Source organism: Streptomyces sp. Inha503 (assembly GCF_047215865.1).
Lineage (GTDB): Bacteria > Actinomycetota > Actinomycetes > Streptomycetales > Streptomycetaceae > Streptomyces > Streptomyces lycopersici.
The window spans coordinates 1,752,107-1,769,539 of record NZ_CP178360.1; the positions used below are offsets into that span (position 1 = coordinate 1,752,107).

The window sequence follows — 17,433 nt, forward strand, 5'->3', positions numbered from 1 at the left end:
GAATAGGGTGTTGTCCCTGCCGGTCGGCCCCGTCGCGATCCGGCCCGGTGCGCATCTGGTGCATCAGGCCGAGGGCTGTGGTATCCGTCACAGTCACCCGCCGGGAGCCTCCGGAGCCCGGCGCGGCCGGCGGACGTACAGGACGCGGCCAACGGACGCACAAGAGAAGAAGCAGACGACACGACATGACCGCATCCGAACCACCCGAACCACCCGCCTATCTGCGCCTGGCCCGGGACCTCCGCCGCCGGATCGAGGACGGCCGGCTCCCGGCGGGCGCCCAGCTGCCCTCCCGTGCCCAACTGGCCCGGACCTACGGCGTCGGCCCGAACGTGGCGAACTCCGCGGTGCGGGTGCTGATGGCCGAGGGGCTGGTGCACGGCCGCGCGGGCAGCGGGGTGTACGTGCGCGAGCCCAGGGCGCTGCGCCGGATGCTGCGCTCATGGCACGACGGACGGCTCAGCGGCACTCCGTATGTACTGGATCTGCCGGGCCACGGCGGGGGCCGGCGGGAGGGGAGTTCCACCACGCTGACCGCGCCGCCGGGGATCGCCGAACGGCTGGGGCTGGCGTCCGGAGCGCAGGTGGTACGCAGCGCGTATGTGTTCTGGAGCGGCGGCGGGAGCGGTGAGGGCGCCGCGCGTGAGGGCGCCACGGGCGAGCGGGCCACGGGCGAGCGGGCCATGATCTCGACGAGCTGGGAACCGCTGGAGCTGACGGGCGGCACACCGGTCGCGCTGCCGGAGGCGGGCCCGCTGGCGGGGCGCGGGGTGGTGGCGCGGATGGCGCACATCGGGCTGCCGGTGGACCGGGCGGTGGAGGCCGTCGTGGCGCGCACGGCGTCGGCCGAGGAGGCGTCGCTGCTGGAGATCGCGGCGGGTTCGGTGGTCGAGGCGCTGGAGCGCACGTACTACAGCGGCGATCGGGCCGTGGAAACGGCGGACATCGTCGTCCCGGCCGGACGGTATCAGCTGGTGTACGAGTTTCCGGTCGACTGACCGGCCGCCCCGGCCGCGATCCGCGGGCCGCACCGTGTGCCGACCCCTCGGACCGTGGGCATACTTGAAGACGCGACCATTGGTTCACTCTCCGCCAAGGGCGCCACGGTGGAGCCGGCACCCCGCCCACGGCGGAAGACCGGGGCAAGGGTGAGATGACAGCATGACGCGACCGGACACCCCGCGGGACGAGTGGTCCGTCCGGTCGGGCGATCTCCTCGGCGAGGGGGCCACCGCCAAGGCCACGGTCGACGAGCACGGCATCGTCACCCAGTGGAACGAGGCGGCCCGCGGGCTGCTCGGCTACCGCCCCGCCGAGATCGTGGGCAGGCCCGCGGCCGAACTCCTCCACGACTCCTCTTCCGCCCGCGCCGAGGTGCCGGCCGCGCTGGGCTCCCCCTCCCCGCCCGCCCGGCTGAACGGGCGGGTCACCCTGCTGCGCCGCGATGGCTCCACCGTGGAGCTGGGGCTGCTGGCGCACCGCCGCACCTCGTCCGCCGGGGCCCCCGAGTGGCTGATCGTCTCCGCCGTGCCGCGCGCCGGGGACACCGCCCGGGACGAGGAGTTGATGCGGCGCGCCTTCCTCGAGGGCCCCTGCACGATGGCGGTCTACGACACCGGGCTGCGGCTGCGCTGGGCCAACCGCGACCTGGAGCGGGTGCTGGGCCTGGAGCAGGAGGAGATGCGGGGGCTGCGGATTCCGGAGATCCTGCCCGGCCCCGAATCCGAGTCGGCCGAGCGGACGATGCGGCGGGCGCTGGAGACGGGCGAGGGGCAGCGGCTGGAACTGGCCACGCCCATGCCCGACCGCCACCGCCCGCTCGCCTGGTCCGCCGTCGTCGCCCCGCTGCTGGACGACGAGGGCCGGACGGCGGCGGTGATGCTGTCCGCTCACGACACGACCGCCCAACTGACCGCCCGGCAGCGGCTGACACTGCTCAACGAGGCCAGCGTGCGGATCGGCAGCACCCTGGACATCGACCGGTCCGCGCAGGAGCTGGCCGATGTGGCCGTCCCGGCACTCGCCGACTTCGTGACGGTCGATCTGCTGCCCGCGGTGCACGACGGCGGCGAACCGCGCCCCGGCCCGCCGGGCAGCCATGTGCTGCTGCGCCGGGTCGCCTGCCGGTCGGTCTTCGCGGGCTGCCCGGAGGCCGTGCTGGAACCCGGGCAGGTGGCCGCCTACCCCGACTTCTCCCCACCGGCCGAGTGCCTGAAGGCCGAGCGGGCGATGCTGAACCGGGTCACCGACCCCGCCGTGGCCCGGTGGGCCGACGAGGCACCGGAGCGGGCCGCCATGATCCGCCGGTTCGGCCTCCATTCGACGATGGCCGTTCCGATGCGGGCCCGCGGCACCACCCTCGGCGTGGCCACGTTCTCCCGGCATCGCCGCCCCGAGCCGTTCGAGCAGGACGATCTGCTGCTCGCCGAGGAGATGACGGCCAGGGCGGCCGTCTGCGTCGACAACGCCCGGCGGTACACCCACGAGCGGCACACCGCGCTGGCCCTCCAGCGCAGTCTGCTGCCGCGCACCCTGCCCCCGAGCGCCGCCGTGGAGGTCGCCTCCAGCTATCGGCCGGCCGACTCCCGGTCCGGGGTGGGCGGCGACTGGTTCGACGTCATCCGGCTGTCGGGCGCGCGGGTCGCCCTGGTCGTCGGCGATGTGGTGGGCCATGGCGTACGGGCGTCGGCGGCCATGGGGTGGCTGCGGACGGCGGTACGCACCCTCGCCGACGTCGATCTCGCCCCCGATGAGCTGCTCACCCATCTGGACGATCTGATCAACCATCTGTCGGACGAGACGGAGAACGACAACGATGACGCGGACTCGGCGGAGGCCGTGGGGGTGACCAACGCGCAGGTCGGCGCCACCTGTCTGTACGCGGTCTACGACCCGGTCTCCCGCCGCTGCTCACTGGCCCGGGCCGGGCATCCGCCGCCCGTGCTGGTGACGCCCGACGGCACCGCCGCCCTTCTCGACCTGCCCAGCGGGCCGCCGCTGGGGCTGGGGAGCCTGCCGTTCGAGACGGTCGAGCTCGAACTGCCCGAGGGCAGCCTGCTGGCCCTCTACACCGACGGTCTGATCGAGTCCCGCGGCCAGGACGTCGACAAGGCGATCGACACCCTGCGCCTCACCCTCGCCCGGCCCGCCGCCTCCCTGGACGGCCTCTGCCGGGCGGTGCTGACCAAGCTGCTGCCGGGCCACCCCACCGACGACATCGCCCTGCTCCTGGCCCGCACCCGGGGGCTGGACGCGGACAGCGTGGCCACCTGGGAGCTGCCGGACGACCCGGCCGTGGTGGCCCGGGCCCGCCAGGAGGCCGCCGAGCGGCTGACCGCGTGGGGGCTCGAGGAGGCCGCCTTCACCATGGAGGTCGTGGTCGGCGAGCTGGTCACCAACGCCATCCGGCACGCCACCCCGCCCATCAGGCTGCGTCTGATCCATGACCGGGCCCTGATCTGCGAGGTCTCCGACGGCAGCGCCACCGCGCCGCATCTGCGCCGCGCCCGCGCCTTCGACGAGGGCGGCCGCGGACTGCTGCTGGTGGCCCAGCTCACCGAGAGCTGGGGCACCCGGCAGACCGCCACGGGCAAGACCATCTGGGCCGAACTGTCCGTGCCCGCCGTGTAGCAGCCATGGCCCCGAGGGCCCCGCATATCGCCGCCGCCGCTCCACGGCTTCACGACCGCAGCCCCCGCCGCACCTCTTCACTACAATCGCGGAACAACGAAGCCCCGCCCAGCAGAGGCTGAAGGCTGCCATCCATGCGTATCCAGCACCCACGCGACGCCAGTCCCCTGGCCGCGCTGAGCCCCGCCGAATCGGCCCGTCTCATGGCGGTGATCCGCGAGGCGGCGCTGAGCCGGGGACGGCTTCCGCTGCCCGCCCGCCCGGTGATCGGCGCCTCCTGGGACCGGATGCTGCGCCTGGGCCTCGACCCCGATCACGGCCGCGCGCCACGGCCGCTGGGCCTGGACGAACTGGAGCGCCGGAGGCGGCAGACCCGGCTGGCCGAGGTGCTGCCCACCCTGCGGGACGGGCTGCTGGAGGCGGCGGAGGCGGCCGCGCACATCATGATCATCGCCGATGCGGAGGGCCGGATCCTGTGGATCGACGGCCATCGGGGGGTGCGTCGGCAGGCCGACGGCATCGCGCTCGTGGAGGGTTCGCACTGGGCCGAGGACGTCGTCGGGACCAGCGGAATCGGCACCGCGCTCGCCGTGAAGTCCCCCGTACGGGTGCATTCGGCGGAGCACTTCGTGAGCGCCTTCCACACCTGGAGCTGCGCGGCCGCCCCGGTCCACGACCCGCGCGACGGACGGCTGCTGGGCGTCATCGACGTCAGCGGCCCCGCCGGGACCGCCCATCCGACGGTGCTCTCCCTGGTCACCGCGACCGCCCGGTGGGCCGAGGGCGAGCTGCGCCTCGCCCACAGCCAGGAGCTGGAGGGCCTGCGCGCGGTCGCCGCGCCGCTGCTGGCGCGGATCCACGGCAAGGCCGTGGTGGTCGACCAGCACGGCTGGATCGCCGGGGTCACCGGGGTGACCCCGCGCGAGCGCCGGCTGTCGCTGCCGAAGGCGCCGTACGACGGGCCGGTGTGGCTCCCGGCGCTCGGCGCGTGCGCGGTGGAGCCGCTGCCCGGCGGCCATCTGCTGCGGGTGCTGGACGGCGACACCCCCGAGGGGGGCGGTCCGGGCTCGGGCGATCTACTGCTGGACGTGCGCCGTCCGCACCGCTGGACCCTGACCTTCTCGGGCCCCTCGGGCACCTGGACCCATGAACTCAGCGCCCGCCAGGCAGAGGTGCTGCTGGTGCTCGCCGCGCACCCCGAGGGGCGCTCGGCGGCCCAGCTGGCCCAGGACCTGTTCGGGGACCCGACGCGGACGGTGACCGTACGGGCCGCGATGTCCCGGCTGCGCGGACGCGTAGGGGCGGTGCTGGCGCACCGCCCCTACCGCATCGCCGACAGCGTCCGCATCGACGTGGCAGGCCCGGACCACCCCACCGAACTGCTCCCCCACAGCTCGGCCCCGGGGGTCGTCCAGCTACGGACGGGGCCCTGAGACCTGCCCGGCCACCTCTTCCGGCCTCAGCACCTCGGCCAGGCGGTCGGCGGGCAGCAAGCCCTTCTCCAGGACGAGTTCGGCCACGCCGCGGCCCGTGGCGAGGGCCTCCTTGGCGATGCTGGTGGCCGCGCCGTAGCCGATGTACGGGTTGAGCGCGGTGACCAGGCCGATGGAGTTCTCCACGGAGGTGCGCAGCCGCTCGGTGTTGGCGGTGATGCCCGCGACGCACCGCTCGGCCAGCACCAGGCAGGCGGCGCGCAGATGGGTGACGCTCTCCGAGAGGGAGTGCAGGATGATCGGCTCGAAGGCGTTGAGCTGGAGCTGTCCGGCCTCGGCGGCCATCGTGATGGCGACGTCGTTGCCGATCACCTCGAAGGCGACCTGGTTGACCACCTCGGGGATCACCGGGTTGACCTTGCCGGGCATGATGCTGGAACCCGCCTGCACCGGGGGCAGGTTGATCTCGTTGAGCCCGGCCCGCGGGCCCGAGGAGAGCAGCCGCAGGTCGTTGCAGCTCTTGGAGAGCTTGACGGCGATGCGCTTGAGGACGCCCGACAGATGGACGAACGCGCCGCAGTCCTGTGTGGCCTCCACCAGGTTGGCGGCGGTGACCAGCGGCAGTCCGGTGATGGCCTCGAGGTGGCGGCGGGCGGCCTCGGCGTAGCCCTCGGGGGCGTTGAGGCCGGTGCCGATGGCGGTCGCGCCGAGGTTGATCTCGTGCACCAGGGTGGCGGCCTCCAGCAGCCGGCTCTGGTCCTCCTCCAGCATCACGGCGTACGCCGAGAACTCCTGGCCCAGCGTCATGGGCACCGCGTCCTGGAGCTGGGTGCGCCCCATCTTCAGGACGTCGCGGAACTCCTCGGCCTTGGCGGCGAACGCCCGACGCAGCGTCTCCATGGCCGTGTGGAGCTCACGGACGGCGATGATCGTGGAGACGTTGACGGCGGTCGGATAGACGTCGTTGGTGGACTGGCTGAGGTTGACGTCCTCGTTGGGGTGGAGGTGGGCGTAGTCGCCCTTCTCGTGGCCGAGGAGTTCCAGCGCCCGGTTGGCGATCACCTCGTTGGCGTTCATGTTGGTCGAGGTCCCGGCGCCGCCCTGGATCACATCGACGATGAACTGGTCGTGCAGGGCGCCCCGGCGTATCTCCTGGCAGGCGGCCGCGATGGCGTCGGCCTTCTCCGTGGTGAGCAGCCCGAGGTCCTCGTTGGCGCGGGCGGCCGCCTCCTTGACGGCGGCCAGGGCGCTGATCAGATGGGGATAGGCGGAGATGGAGGTGCCGGTGATGGGGAAGTTCTCGCCGGCGCGCAGGGTGTGGATGCCCCAGTAGGCGTCGGCGGGGACGTCGCGGTCGCCGAGCAGATCGTGTTCGCGGCGTTGGCCGGTGGCGCTCATGGTGTGCGGTCTTCTTCCTTGGTTCCTGGGAAGGGCGGGCGTCATGCGGTGGGCGGGGCCAGGACGTCGGTGGGGTGCACACCGCCGACGGCGGCCCCGCCGCCGTACACCGGTGTGGTGGCGAACTCGGCGAGGACACCGAGGTCGATCCCGCAGTGGGCCAGCGCCGCGGCGGTCACCGGCATCCGGGCGCGGTCCGCGCCGTCGGCGATCTTCACGGCGACGGCCCGGCCGTCGGGCAGCGCCGCGATCTGCACGCCCTCGAAGCCGTCCTTGGCGATCAGGCCCGGTACGGCACGCATCAGCCGGGCCACGTCCCGGTCGGTGCCGGACGCCATGTCCGGATGGGCGCGCAGGGCGGCCGCGACCCGCCCCTCGGGGGTGTCCATGGCGCCGGAGGCGATCCGGGCGGCGGCCGTCGCGAGCCCGCGCAGGGAGACGGAGAACAGCGGCGCGCCGCAGCCGTCGACCGAGACCCCGGCGATGCCCTGCCCGGTGAGGTCGGCCACGGTCTCGGCGATCGTCCGCTGAAGCGGATGGGCCGGGTCGAGGTAGTCCTTCAGCGGCCAGCCGCGCAGCTGGGCGGTGAGCAGCATCGCGGCGTGCTTGCCGGAGCAGTTCTGGGCGAGCCGGGTGGGCTCGCCGCCGTCGCGCAGCCAGGCGTCGCGCTCGGCGGCGCCGTACGGCAGGTCCGGGGTGTTGCGCAGGTCGGCCTCGGTGAGCCCGGCCCGGTCGAGGATGCGGCGGGCGCCGTCCAGATGGCGCGGCTGGCCGGAGTGGCTGGCGGCGGTGAGCGACAGCAGCTCCCCGTCCAGCGGCAGCCCGGCCCGCAGCAGGGCCACGGCCTGGACGGGCTTGAGCGCGGAGCGCGGGTAGAAGGCCACGTCGATGTCGCCGGCCTGGAAGGCGACCCGGCCGTCGGCGGCCAGGACGACGACCGAGCCGTGGTGGACGCCCTCGATGGCCCCGCCGCGTACCACATGGGCGAGCGGCACATGGCGGGGTTCACGGATGGCGGGGGGCTCGGCCGGGGTACGGCGGGTCGCGTCGTCGGTCCGTCCGAGGAGGGTGTTCATGGTGGTGCTCTCGTGGTCGGGGGTGTTCACGGGGTGGGATTCCTCCGGGTGGTGGTGGAGGGAGAGGGCGTCCGGGGGTGGTGCGGCCGCGCAGGAGAAACGATTCCTCAGTGTGGGCTCACGAGGGGTCCTTCATCCGGCTGCGGGCCGCGTACCAGCCGATGACCAGCGCCACCAGGATCGCCGGAAGCGCCATGACGGTCAGCCGGCTGGGGCCGCCGTCCGCCCACATCAGGACGAGGACGGAGGCGAGGAAGCCCAGGGTGACGATCTCGGTGTACGGGGAGCCGGGGAGCCGGTAGCCGGGGCGGCTGACCAGGCCTGCCTGGGCGCGCCGCCAGAACAGCAGATGACAGAGCATGATCACGGCCCAGGTCGAGAGGATGCCGATCGCGGCGAAGTTGAGCACGATCTCGAACGCCTCGCTCGGCACCACGTAGTTCAGACCCACGCCCAGCACGCAGAAGAAGGAGGTGAGCAGGATGCCTCCGTAGGGCACATGGGTGCGGCTCATGGCACCGGTGAACCTGGGCGCGGAGCCGGACATCGCCATCGAGCGCAGGATCCGGCCGGTGGAGTACAGCCCGGAGTTGAGGCTGGACATCGCGGCGGTGAGCACGACGAGGTTCATCACGCCGCCGGCCGCCGGGACGCCGATCTTGGACAGCACGGTGACGAACGGGCTCTCGTCGCCCGAGTAGGAGCCGGAGGGCAGCAGCATCGAGAGCAGCACCACGGAGCCGACGTAGAACAGGCCCACACGCCACATGATGGAGTTGATCGCCTTGGGCATGATCTTCTCGGGGTTCTCGGTCTCGCCCGCGGCCACGCCGACCAGCTCCACGGAGGCGTAGGCGAAGACGACGCCCTGGATGACCAGCAGCATCGGCAGCACACCGTGCGGGAAGACACCGCCGTGCTCGGTGATCAGGCTGGGCCCGGTGCTGCCACCGGCCACCTGCTCGCGGGTGACCAGCAGGAAGATGCCGATCGCCATGAAGACGACGAGCGCGCCGACCTTGATGATCGCGAACCAGAACTCCAGCTCACCGAAGATCTTCACCGAGATCAGATTGACCGTGAGCACCACGGCGAGCGCGATCAGGGCGATCACCCACTGCGGGATCTCGGTGAACATCCCCCAGTAGTGGGTGTACGTCGCCACGGCCGTGATGTCGGCGATCCCGGTGGTGGCCCAGTTCAGGAAGTACATCCAGCCCGCGACGAAGGCACCCTTCTCGCCGAGGAACTCACGGGCGTAGGACACGAACGCGCCGGAGGAGGGCCGGTGCAGCACCAGCTCGCCCAGGGCGCGTACGACCAGGAAGGCGAAGACGCCGCAGACCGCGTACGCCAGGGCCAGCGACGGCCCGGCGTCCTTGAGCCGCCCGCCGGCGCCTAGGAAGAGGCCGGTGCCGATGGCGCCGCCGATGGCGATCATGTTGACGTGCCGGGCCTTGAGGGACTTGCTGTAACCGGCGTCGCCCGCGTCCACATGCGCGGGGCTCCCGGCCTGGTGCTGTTGGCGGTCTTCTTGCCGGAGGGACTGCTCGCTCACGCCTGCTGTCCGCCTTCCGTCGGTGCTGTCGTCCGGCTGTCCGCCGCAGCGGGCCGCACGATGGAGGTCAGGGTGGTCTCCACGCGTTCGAGGTGGTGGGACATGGCCTCCACCGCGTCGTGTTCGGACCCGTCGGCGAGCGCCTCGACGATCGCCCGGTGTTCCCGGTTCGACTGCTCGCGGCGGCCGCCGAGTTCGTTGAGAAATGCCGACTGCCGGGCCAGGGCATCGCGGATCTCCTCGATGACCCGCCGGAAGACCGGGTTCCGGGCCGCCTGGGCGACGGCGAGATGGAACAGCGTGTCCATCGCCACCCATGCGGTGGTGTCGGTCTCCCGCTCCATCCGCTCCAGCAGATGGGCCAGGTGGTCGAGGTCCTCGGCGGAGCGGCGCCGGGCCGCGTAGCCCGCCACCGGGATCTCGATGTGCCGGCGCACCTCCAGCAGGTCGCTCGCGGCGTAGTCGCCGAAGGTGGGGTCCTCCACCGGACCGCTGGAGATGACGAAGGTGCCCTTGCCGGTGCGCGAGGCGGTCAGCCCCATGGTCTGGAGAGCCCTGAGGGCCTCCCGGAGCACCGGCCGGCTCACCTCCAGGCGTCGGCAGAGCTCGGCCTCGGAGGGGAGTTTGTCCCCCACCGCGTAGTCGCCGCGCTCGATCGCTTCCCGGAGGTGGTGGAGAACCGCTTCCATCGCGCTCACGCGACGGGGGGCGGTGAATCCGGAGCCGCCTGTCTGGCTGTCTGACAAGTTCACGCGGCGATCCTCAGGCGTACACCGGAGGGTTGTCAAGGGTCGACTTTCCCCTCCTTGCCGCCCGTTCTGTGTTGATATGGGTTATCCATCCTGAATGTCGGAGACCCCATGCCCCACCGCCTCACCACCGCCACCGCGGCCCTGCTCCTGCTGTGCGGCCCGGCCGTCGCGGGCTGCGGCGGGGGCGCGGACTCGGGCAAGGTCGGCGTGGTGCTGCCGCTGCTCGCCTCGCCCTTCTGGGAGGCGTACAACGACGAGATCCCGGAGCAGGCCAGGAAGGCGGGCGTACGGGTACTGCCGACGGTCAACTCCGAAAACGACCCGGGCAAACAGATCACCGATATCGACAATCTGCTGGCACAGGACGTGGGCGGCCTGGTCGTCTCCCCGATCGACTCCGCCGCCATCGACCCCGGGCTGAGTGCCGCCCGGCGCGCCCATGTGCCGGTGGTCGCCGTCGATGTGGCCCCCGACCGGGGCAGGGTGGCCATCGTGGTCCGGGCCGACAACCGCGCGTACGGCGTCAAGGCGTGCCACAGCCTCGGCCGCGCCGTGCGGCGGGGCACGGTGGTGCAGATCGAGGGCGATCTGGCCTCGGCCAACGGCCGGGACCGCACGGCCGCGTTCGACCGCTGCATGGCGCGGCACCACCCGGACATCAAGATCCTGGACATCGCGGCCGGCTGGCAGGCGGAGAAGGCGGCGGCCGGTCTGGAGGCCCTCTACAGCGCCCACCCCGATATCAAGGGCATCTACCTCCAGGCCGGCGGCGTCTATCTGGCGCCCACCCTGCGCACCCTCCAGCGCCACCGCGCGCTGGTCCCGGTGGGCCGGCCCGGCCATATCGCCATCGTCTCCAACGACGGGATCCCGCAGGAGCTGGACGCGATCCGTAAGGGTCTCATCGACGCCACCGTCTCCCAGCCCGCGGACCTCTACGCCGTCTACGGCATGCGCTACATCAGGCAGGCCATGGCCGGGAAGCCCTTCAGGGCCGGGCCGACCGGCCACGGCAGCACCATCGTCCGGCTGCCCGGCGGCAATCTGGAGGACCAGCTGCCCGCCCCGCTGGTGACCCGGGCCAATGTCGACGACCGCTCCCTGTGGGGCAACCGGGTATGACCGGGCGCGGTCAGCGGGGCGCTGATCGTGGGGCCGGGGCTGAACGGATTCATCGTGCCCCAGGCCCAGGAGTCATAGTATTAAAGGAAATGTATCCGCAGATGGGACTGGTGCGATGGCCATCCCCGAGGGAATCGCGCCGACCGAGACGCATGTCCCGTTCGACATGGCGGATGCGGCCTCGGCGCTGATCGACGCCACGGGGACCATCATCGGCTGGACCCCGGCGGCGGAGCGACTTCTCGGCTATCCGGCGGCGGATGCGATGAAGCAGTCGGCCAGGATGCTGCTGGCGACGCCGGAGGACGCGGCGAAGGCCGAGGCGATCGGCTCGTGGTGCCAGGAGCACGACGGCTGGGGCGGTCTGGGTCGGCTCCGGCACCGGGACGGCCGCCGGATCGAGGTGGGGCTGCGGATCTCCGCCATGCGCGACCCGGACGGCGAGGTCTCCTGGCTGGTCTCCGGGATCGATGTGGGCTCCATCCCGACCTGGGCGCTCAGCGGCTCGCTGCTCCAGGCGTTCCTCACCCGGTCGCCGGTCGGGATCGCCGTGCTCAGCCCGGATCTGCGGTATGTGTGGCTCAACGACACGCTGGAGCGCTACGGCGGGCTGCCCCGTGAGCAGCGGATAGGGCGCCGGATGGCGGAGTGCCTGCCGGGGCTGGACACCGAGGCGCTCGAGGCGCAGCTGCGGCAGGTGCTGAAGACCGGCGAGCCGGTGATCGACTACGAGTACCGGGGCTGGACGATGGCCGCGCCCCACCGCGAGAACGCGTACTCGACCTCGTTCTTCCGGCTGGACAACGCCGAGGGCCGTCCGGTGGCCGTGTGCCACATGGTCATCGACGTCACCGACCGCTGGCGGGCCCGGGAGCGGCTGGCCCTGCTCAACGAGGCCAGCGAGCAGATCGGCAGCACGCTGGACGTGATGCGCACCGCGCAGGAGCTGGCCGACTTCGCGGTGCCCAGGCTCGCCGACTTCGTCACCGTGGATCTGCTGGAGTCCGTCCTGCGCGGCGAGGAGCCCTCGGCGCGGCACCCCCGGGCCATCCCACCCTTCCGGCGCGCCGGCCAGGCGTCCATCCACGAGGGCTGCCCCGAGTCCATCGCGGCGCGCGGTGATCCGATCGCCATCTCCCCGGCGTCGCCCTTCGCCTGTAGCTTCCTCGAGGGAGAGGCGGTGCTGGATCCGGAGCTGGACGTCGCCCTGGAAGCGTGGAGCGGCGAGGACCCGGACCGGACGCGGAAGGTGCACGAATTCGGGATGCGCTCGTTGATCGTGGTCCCGATCTGCGCCCGCGGCGCCGTCCTGGGCGTGGCCTCGTTCGTCCGCTCCGACCATCCGGACCCGTTCGAGGAGGACGATCTGCTGCTCGCCGAGGAGCTGGTCGCGCGGGCCGCCGTGAACATCGACAACGCCAGCCGCTACAGCCGTGAGCGCGCCACCGCGCTGGCCCTCCAGCGCAGTCTGCTGCCGCACGCCCTGAGCGGCGGCCAGGCCGTCGAGGTGGCCTCGCGCTACCTCCCCACGGACGCGCGCAACGGGGTCGGCGGCGACTGGTTCGATGTGATCCCGCTGTCCGGCGCCCGGGTGGCGCTGGTGGTCGGCGACGTGGTCGGGCACGGCATCAACGCCGCGGCCACCATGGGGCGGCTGCGGACGGCCGTGCACACGCTCGCCGACATGGACCTGCCGCCCGAGGAGCTGCTGGCCCACCTCGACGACCTGGTCATCCGGCTCACCGAGGAGGAGGCCGGGCAGGAGGGCGTGGCGGCCGCGTTGATGGGCGCCACCTGTCTGTACGCGATCTACGACCCGGTCACCCGGCGCTGCACGATGGCGCGAGCGGGCCACCCGACCCCCGCGATCGTGGACCCCTCGGGCGAGGTGACCTTCCCCGCGCTGCCCGCCGGTCCCCCGCTGGGCCTGGGGTCGCTGCCGTTCGAGTCGGCGGAGCTGGAGCTGCCCGCCGGAAGCCTGATCGCCCTCTACACCGACGGGCTCATCGAGACCTGCGACCAGGACATCGACGTCGGTCTCAGCCGGCTGAGCAACGCCCTCGGCCAGGCCGTGCTGCCGCTGGAGGAGCTCTGCCGCACGGTCGTCGACACCCTGCTGACCTCCCCGCAGACCGACGACGTGGCCCTGCTGCTGGCCCGTACCCACGGTCTGGGCACCGGCCATGTCGTCTCCTGGGACCTGCCCTCCGATCCGGCCGTGGTGGCCAGCGCCCGCTCGCTGGCGATGCGCCAGCTCGCCGAGTGGGGTCTTGACGAGCTGATGACCACCACCGAGCTGATCGTCAGCGAGCTGGTCACCAACGCCATCCGCCATGGCACCGGCCCCATCCGGCTGCGGCTGATCCGGCACGACGTGCTGATCTGCGAGGTCACCGACACCAGCAACACCTCGCCACGGCTGCGCCACGCCCGCACCACCGACGAGGGCGGCCGGGGGCTGTTCCTCGTCGCCCAGCTGACCCGCCGCTGGGGCACCCGCTACACCGAGGGCGGCAAGCTCATCTGGGCCGAACAGGACCTCCCGGAACGAGACCTGCCGGAACACGACCGCCCGGAACACCATCTCCCGGAATCGGCATGAAGCACGCTCCGGCGCACCCCCGCCCTGTTCATGATCGGCTGACTCCCGCACACTGGCCCTGTGCCAACAGGAGGGGGGCATCCGAGGTGCGGAGGCCGGTCGGCGACGGGGATCTGTGGGAGCGGCGGCTGGACTCCCCGTGGTGGCGGGGCGCGATGGCTCTGCTGGCGGGCGCGCTGCCCGCGCTGGCCTTTCCGGCGCCCTCGCTGTGGTGGTGGGCGTATGTGGCCCTGGTGCCCTGGCTGATGCTGATGCGCTCGGCGCCCACCGGCCGCCGGGCGATGCGGGACGGCTGGCTGGGCGGCGCCGGGTTCCTGCTCGCGGTACACCACTGGCTGATGCCGAGCCTGCATGTGTTCATCGTGCTTCTGGCGCTGCTGCTGGGGCTGTTGTGGGTGCCCTGGGGGTGGCTGACGCACCGGCTGCTGCACGGCTGCCCGGGGGCCGGGCGGGTGGCGGCGGCGCTGGTGCTGCTGCCGTCCGTCTGGCTGATGGCCGAGCTGGCCCGGTCCTGGCAGTATCTCGGCGGGCCCTGGGGGCTGCTGGGCGCGAGTCAGTGGCAGGTGGCGCCCGCGCTGCGGCTGGCCTCGGTGGGCGGGGTCTGGCTGCTCGGGTTTCTGCTGGTCCTGGTGAATGTGGCGGTGACCGTGCTGATCGCGGTGGCCCGCGCCCGTACGGTGGCGCTGGCCGGGCTCGCCGCGTGCGGCGCCGCGGCGGCCGGGGCATGGGCCTGGGTGCCCGAGGCCAAGGAGCCCGGGACGGCGCGGATCGCGGTGGTGCAGCCGGGGGTCATCCAGGGGCCGGGGCCGCGCTTCGAACGCAGCGCGGAGCTGACCCGGCAGCTGGCCGGCCGCGATGTCGACCTGGTGGTGTGGGGCGAGAGCAGCGTGGCCCATGATCTGACCACCCATCCGGGGCTGCGCGGGCGGCTGGCCGCGCTGTCCCGGACGGTCGGCGCGGACCTGCTGGTCAACGTGGACGCGCGGCGGGGCGATATGCCCGGCATCTACAAGAGCTCGGTGCTGATCGGGCCGAACGGTCCTACGGGGCAGCGCTACGACAAGATGCGGCTGGTCCCCTTCGGGGAGTACATCCCGGCCCGGCCGCTGCTGGGCTGGGCCACCTCGGTGGGCAAGGCGGCCGGTGAGGACCGCCACCGGGGCACCCACCCGGTGGTGATGAACCTCCCCGGTTCCCTGCGGATCGGGCCGCTGGTGTGCTTCGAGTCGGCGTTCCCGGACATGAGCCGGACCCTGGCGCGGGAGGGGGCGCGGATGCTCGTCGTCCAGTCCTCGACCTCGACCTTCCAGGGGAGCTGGGCGCCCGAGCAGCACGCCTCGCTGGCCGCGCTGCGGGCCGCCGAGACCTGGCGGCCGATGGTGCACGCCACGCTGACCGGGGAGAGCGCGGTGTTCGGGCCGCGTGGCGAGCCGGTGGGCCCCCGGATGTCCACCGACACCAGCGCGGCCAGCGTCTACACGGTGCCGCTGGGGCAGGGCACCAGCCCGTATGTGCGGATCGGGCCCTGGCCGGTGTACGGGGCCATGGCGGCCCTCGCCGTCTACTGCGCGGCCGAGGGGGGCCGGGCGCTCAGACGGCGGACGGGCCGGCCGGCGGACCGGAGGCCGGGGCGACCGGCGGACCAGCGGACGGACCAGCCGACTCCAGGGCGTCCCTAACGACCCGTTCGCACAGCTCATGGGTGCGCAGGGCGTCCTCCGCGCCGATCCGCCGCCCGGCGCGCACCGCGTCCAGGAAGGCGTCGGTGATCTGCTCGATCCCGCGCTGCCGCGCCACCGGCACCCAGTCGCCCCGGCGGCGCACGCTCGGCTGGCCCTTGTGGTCGACCACCTCGGCCAGATTGAGCACCTGCCGCTTGGTGTCCTGGCCGGAGACCTCCAGGACCTCCTCGGTGGAGCCGCTCATCCGGTTCATCACGCCGAGCGCGGTGAACCCGTCCCCGGACAGCTGGAGCAGCACATGGTGTATCAGCCCGCCGCGGATCCTGGCGCGCACATCGATGTGGTCCACCGGCCCGGGTGCGAGGAAGCGCAGCGTGTCCACCACGTGGATGAAGTCGTCCAGGACCAGGGTGCGCGGGTCCTCGGCGAGGCCGACGCGGTTCTTCTGGAGCAGGATCAGATCGCGCGGATGGTCCAGGCACTGGGCGTAGCCGGGTGCGTAACGCCGGTTGAAGCCGACCATCAGGCTCACCCCGCGCTCCTCGGCGAGCCGTACGAGCCGCTCGCTGTCGGCGAGGTGGTACGCGAGCGGCTTGTCCACGTAGGTGGGCACCCCGGCCTCGAGCAGCCGGGTGACGAGGTCGGCGTGGGTGTCGGTCGGGGCGTGCACGAAGGCCGCGTCGAGCCCGGCCGCGAGCAGTGAGTCCAGGTCGGCGTGGCGCTGGGCGTCCGGGACCCGATAGGTGTCGGCGACCCGCCGGAGGGTGGCGGGGGTGCGGGTGTGGAGATGCGGCTCCAGGCCGGGGCGGGCCATCAGCACGGGCAGATACGCCTTCTGCGCGATGTCGCCGAGCCCGACGCAGCCGACCCTCATATGTTCTCCCCGGTCTCTTCCGATCGTGCCTTCCGCTGTGCCCCCGCAGGATACGTGGGGGTGGGCGGACACCAGTCGGCGATGCCGTCGAAGGAGCGGAGGGCAAGACCGGGGGCGAGACGGCCGAGGGCGGCGATCGCGGCGTCGCGCAGGGCGACGGAGGGGGCGCCGGTGAGGGTCATCATGCGGGCGCCGCGCGCCGAGCGGCGCACTACGTCCATGGTGCGGGGCAGCCGGTCTCGGGTGTAGGAGGCCAGGGCGGCGGAGGGGGCGGCGATGTCGGGGGCCAGATGGTGGGCGAGGACGACGGCGTCCTCGATGGCCTGGTTGCCGCCCTGCCCCATGGTGGGGGCCATGGCGTGGGCGGCGTCGCCGAGGAGGGCGACCCGGCCCCGGTGGTAGGCGGGCAGGGGCTCGGCCATGTACCGGATGTCATGGCGCAGCACGTCCCGGGGCGCGACGGCGGCGAGGACGTCGGGGATGGGGCTGTGCCAGTCGCCGTAGAGCCGCAGCAGTTCGGACCGCTCGTCGTCCGGGGCCCGGCCGCCGGGCGGGGCGACGGCCGCCGCGTAGGCGTAGACCCGGCCGTCCTTGAGCGGCTGGGTGCCCCAGATCCGGCCCCTCCCCCAGGTCTCATGGGGCTCGAACGGCCGGTCGGGGGCCGGGATGACGACGCGCCAGGTGGTGAATCCGGCGTAGCGGGGCCCGGGGTGGTCCGGGAAGAGCGCGCGGCGGACGGCCGAGTCGATGCCGTCGGCGCCGATGACGAGGTCCGCCTCGTGGTCGCCGTCCTCGGTGGTGACCCGGGCCGGGCGGCCGGCGGCGCCGGGGTCGGCCAGCCGGGCGGCGGTCCCGGTGTGGACCGCGCCCTGGGGCAGCCGGGAGACGAGCAGGTCGACGAGGGTGGCCCGGTGGAGGAGGACCAGCGGGCCGCCGAAGCGCTCGGCCATCGAGGCGCTGTCCATCCGGGAGAGCCAGCGGCCGCCGGGGGCGCGCAGTCCGCCGCCGCCCTGCCAGGCGGCGAGCGCGCGCACGTCGTCGCCGAGGTCGATGGCGTCCAAGGCGCGCTGGGAGTTGGCGGCGAGCGAGATTCCGGCGCCGACCGGCTCGAGGCGGGCGGCCCGCTCCAGGACGGTGATGGACCAGCCGCGGCGGTGCAGGGCCGCGGCGGCGGTGAGCCCGCCGACTCCGGCACCGATGACGACGGCACGGGGCTGCTGCATGACTCCTCCAAGGGCACTACAGATGTAGTACTCAGTTACGTTACTACATCCGTAGTGCGAGTGGCGGATGGGCTTAGGTTGGC

The 17,433-nt window shown here is 73.0% G+C and carries 12 protein-coding genes; 6 read left to right on the forward strand and 6 right to left on the reverse strand.

Annotated elements, in window-relative coordinates:
* Positions 1-185: 185 nt before the first annotated feature.
* The 3 genes from ACJX2R_RS07215 to ACJX2R_RS07225 all read left to right on the forward strand — a co-directional run bounded on the left by ACJX2R_RS07215 (position 186) and on the right by ACJX2R_RS07225 (position 5,063).
* Complete coding sequence (locus tag ACJX2R_RS07215) at positions 186-998, forward strand: GntR family transcriptional regulator (RefSeq protein ID WP_413099329.1); 813 nt, start codon at positions 186-188, stop codon at positions 996-998.
* A 163-nt stretch (positions 999-1,161) separates the two neighbouring features.
* Positions 1,162-3,630 (forward strand): SpoIIE family protein phosphatase, encoded by a 2,469-nt coding sequence (locus ACJX2R_RS07220; RefSeq protein ID WP_413099330.1) that lies wholly within the window; start codon positions 1,162-1,164, stop codon positions 3,628-3,630.
* 134 nt (positions 3,631-3,764) lie between these two features.
* The gene (locus ACJX2R_RS07225) at positions 3,765-5,063 is read left to right on the forward strand and encodes a GAF domain-containing protein (protein ID WP_413099331.1); all 1,299 of its coding nucleotides are present in this window, start codon (positions 3,765-3,767) and stop codon (positions 5,061-5,063) included.
* Here the strand turns inward: ACJX2R_RS07225 and aspA are convergent.
* The 4 genes from aspA to ACJX2R_RS07245 form a co-directional block, all read right to left on the reverse strand.
* Positions 5,046-6,461, reverse strand: a complete 1,416-nt coding sequence (gene aspA, locus ACJX2R_RS07230; RefSeq protein ID WP_413099332.1) for an aspartate ammonia-lyase — start codon at positions 6,459-6,461, stop codon at positions 5,046-5,048. The two genes, ACJX2R_RS07225 and aspA, sit on opposite strands and share 18 nt — an antisense overlap.
* Positions 6,462-6,502: 41 nt before the next feature.
* Complete coding sequence (locus ACJX2R_RS07235) at positions 6,503-7,537, reverse strand: asparaginase (RefSeq protein ID WP_413105791.1); 1,035 nt, start codon at positions 7,535-7,537, stop codon at positions 6,503-6,505.
* A gap of 118 nt (positions 7,538-7,655) precedes the next feature.
* Positions 7,656-9,095, reverse strand: coding sequence for an amino acid permease (locus ACJX2R_RS07240; RefSeq protein WP_413099333.1), 1,440 nt, complete (start codon positions 9,093-9,095; stop codon positions 7,656-7,658).
* Positions 9,092-9,847, reverse strand: coding sequence for a FadR/GntR family transcriptional regulator (locus ACJX2R_RS07245; RefSeq protein ID WP_413099334.1), 756 nt, complete (start codon positions 9,845-9,847; stop codon positions 9,092-9,094). The genes ACJX2R_RS07240 and ACJX2R_RS07245 overlap by 4 nt, the downstream gene beginning before the upstream one ends.
* 108 nt (positions 9,848-9,955) lie before the next feature.
* On the opposite strand from ACJX2R_RS07245, the gene ACJX2R_RS07250 reads away from it, so the two are divergent.
* The 3 genes from ACJX2R_RS07250 to lnt all read left to right on the forward strand — a co-directional run bounded on the left by ACJX2R_RS07250 (position 9,956) and on the right by lnt (position 15,250).
* The gene (locus ACJX2R_RS07250; protein ID WP_413099335.1) at positions 9,956-10,969 is read left to right on the forward strand and encodes a sugar ABC transporter substrate-binding protein; all 1,014 of its coding nucleotides are present in this window, start codon (positions 9,956-9,958) and stop codon (positions 10,967-10,969) included.
* A 115-nt stretch (positions 10,970-11,084) separates the two neighbouring features.
* The gene (locus ACJX2R_RS07255; protein ID WP_413099336.1) at positions 11,085-13,571 is read left to right on the forward strand and encodes a SpoIIE family protein phosphatase; all 2,487 of its coding nucleotides are present in this window, start codon (positions 11,085-11,087) and stop codon (positions 13,569-13,571) included.
* 155 nt (positions 13,572-13,726) lie between these two features.
* Positions 13,727-15,250 carry an apolipoprotein N-acyltransferase gene (gene lnt / locus ACJX2R_RS07260; protein ID WP_413105792.1) on the forward strand — a complete coding sequence of 508 codons (1,524 nt, stop codon included), beginning with the start codon at positions 13,727-13,729 and terminating at the stop codon, positions 15,248-15,250.
* Here lnt and ACJX2R_RS07265 read toward each other — a convergent pair.
* Both ACJX2R_RS07265 and ACJX2R_RS07270 read right to left on the reverse strand, forming a co-directional pair.
* Complete coding sequence (locus tag ACJX2R_RS07265; RefSeq protein WP_413099337.1) at positions 15,162-16,127, reverse strand: Gfo/Idh/MocA family protein; 966 nt, start codon at positions 16,125-16,127, stop codon at positions 15,162-15,164. The two genes, lnt and ACJX2R_RS07265, sit on opposite strands and share 89 nt — an antisense overlap.
* Positions 16,124-17,350 carry an FAD-dependent monooxygenase gene (locus tag ACJX2R_RS07270; RefSeq protein ID WP_413099338.1) on the reverse strand — a complete coding sequence of 409 codons (1,227 nt, stop codon included), beginning with the start codon at positions 17,348-17,350 and terminating at the stop codon, positions 16,124-16,126. Before ACJX2R_RS07270 ends, ACJX2R_RS07265 begins: the two co-directional genes overlap by 4 nt.
* Between the last annotated feature and the right edge of the window lie 83 nt (positions 17,351-17,433).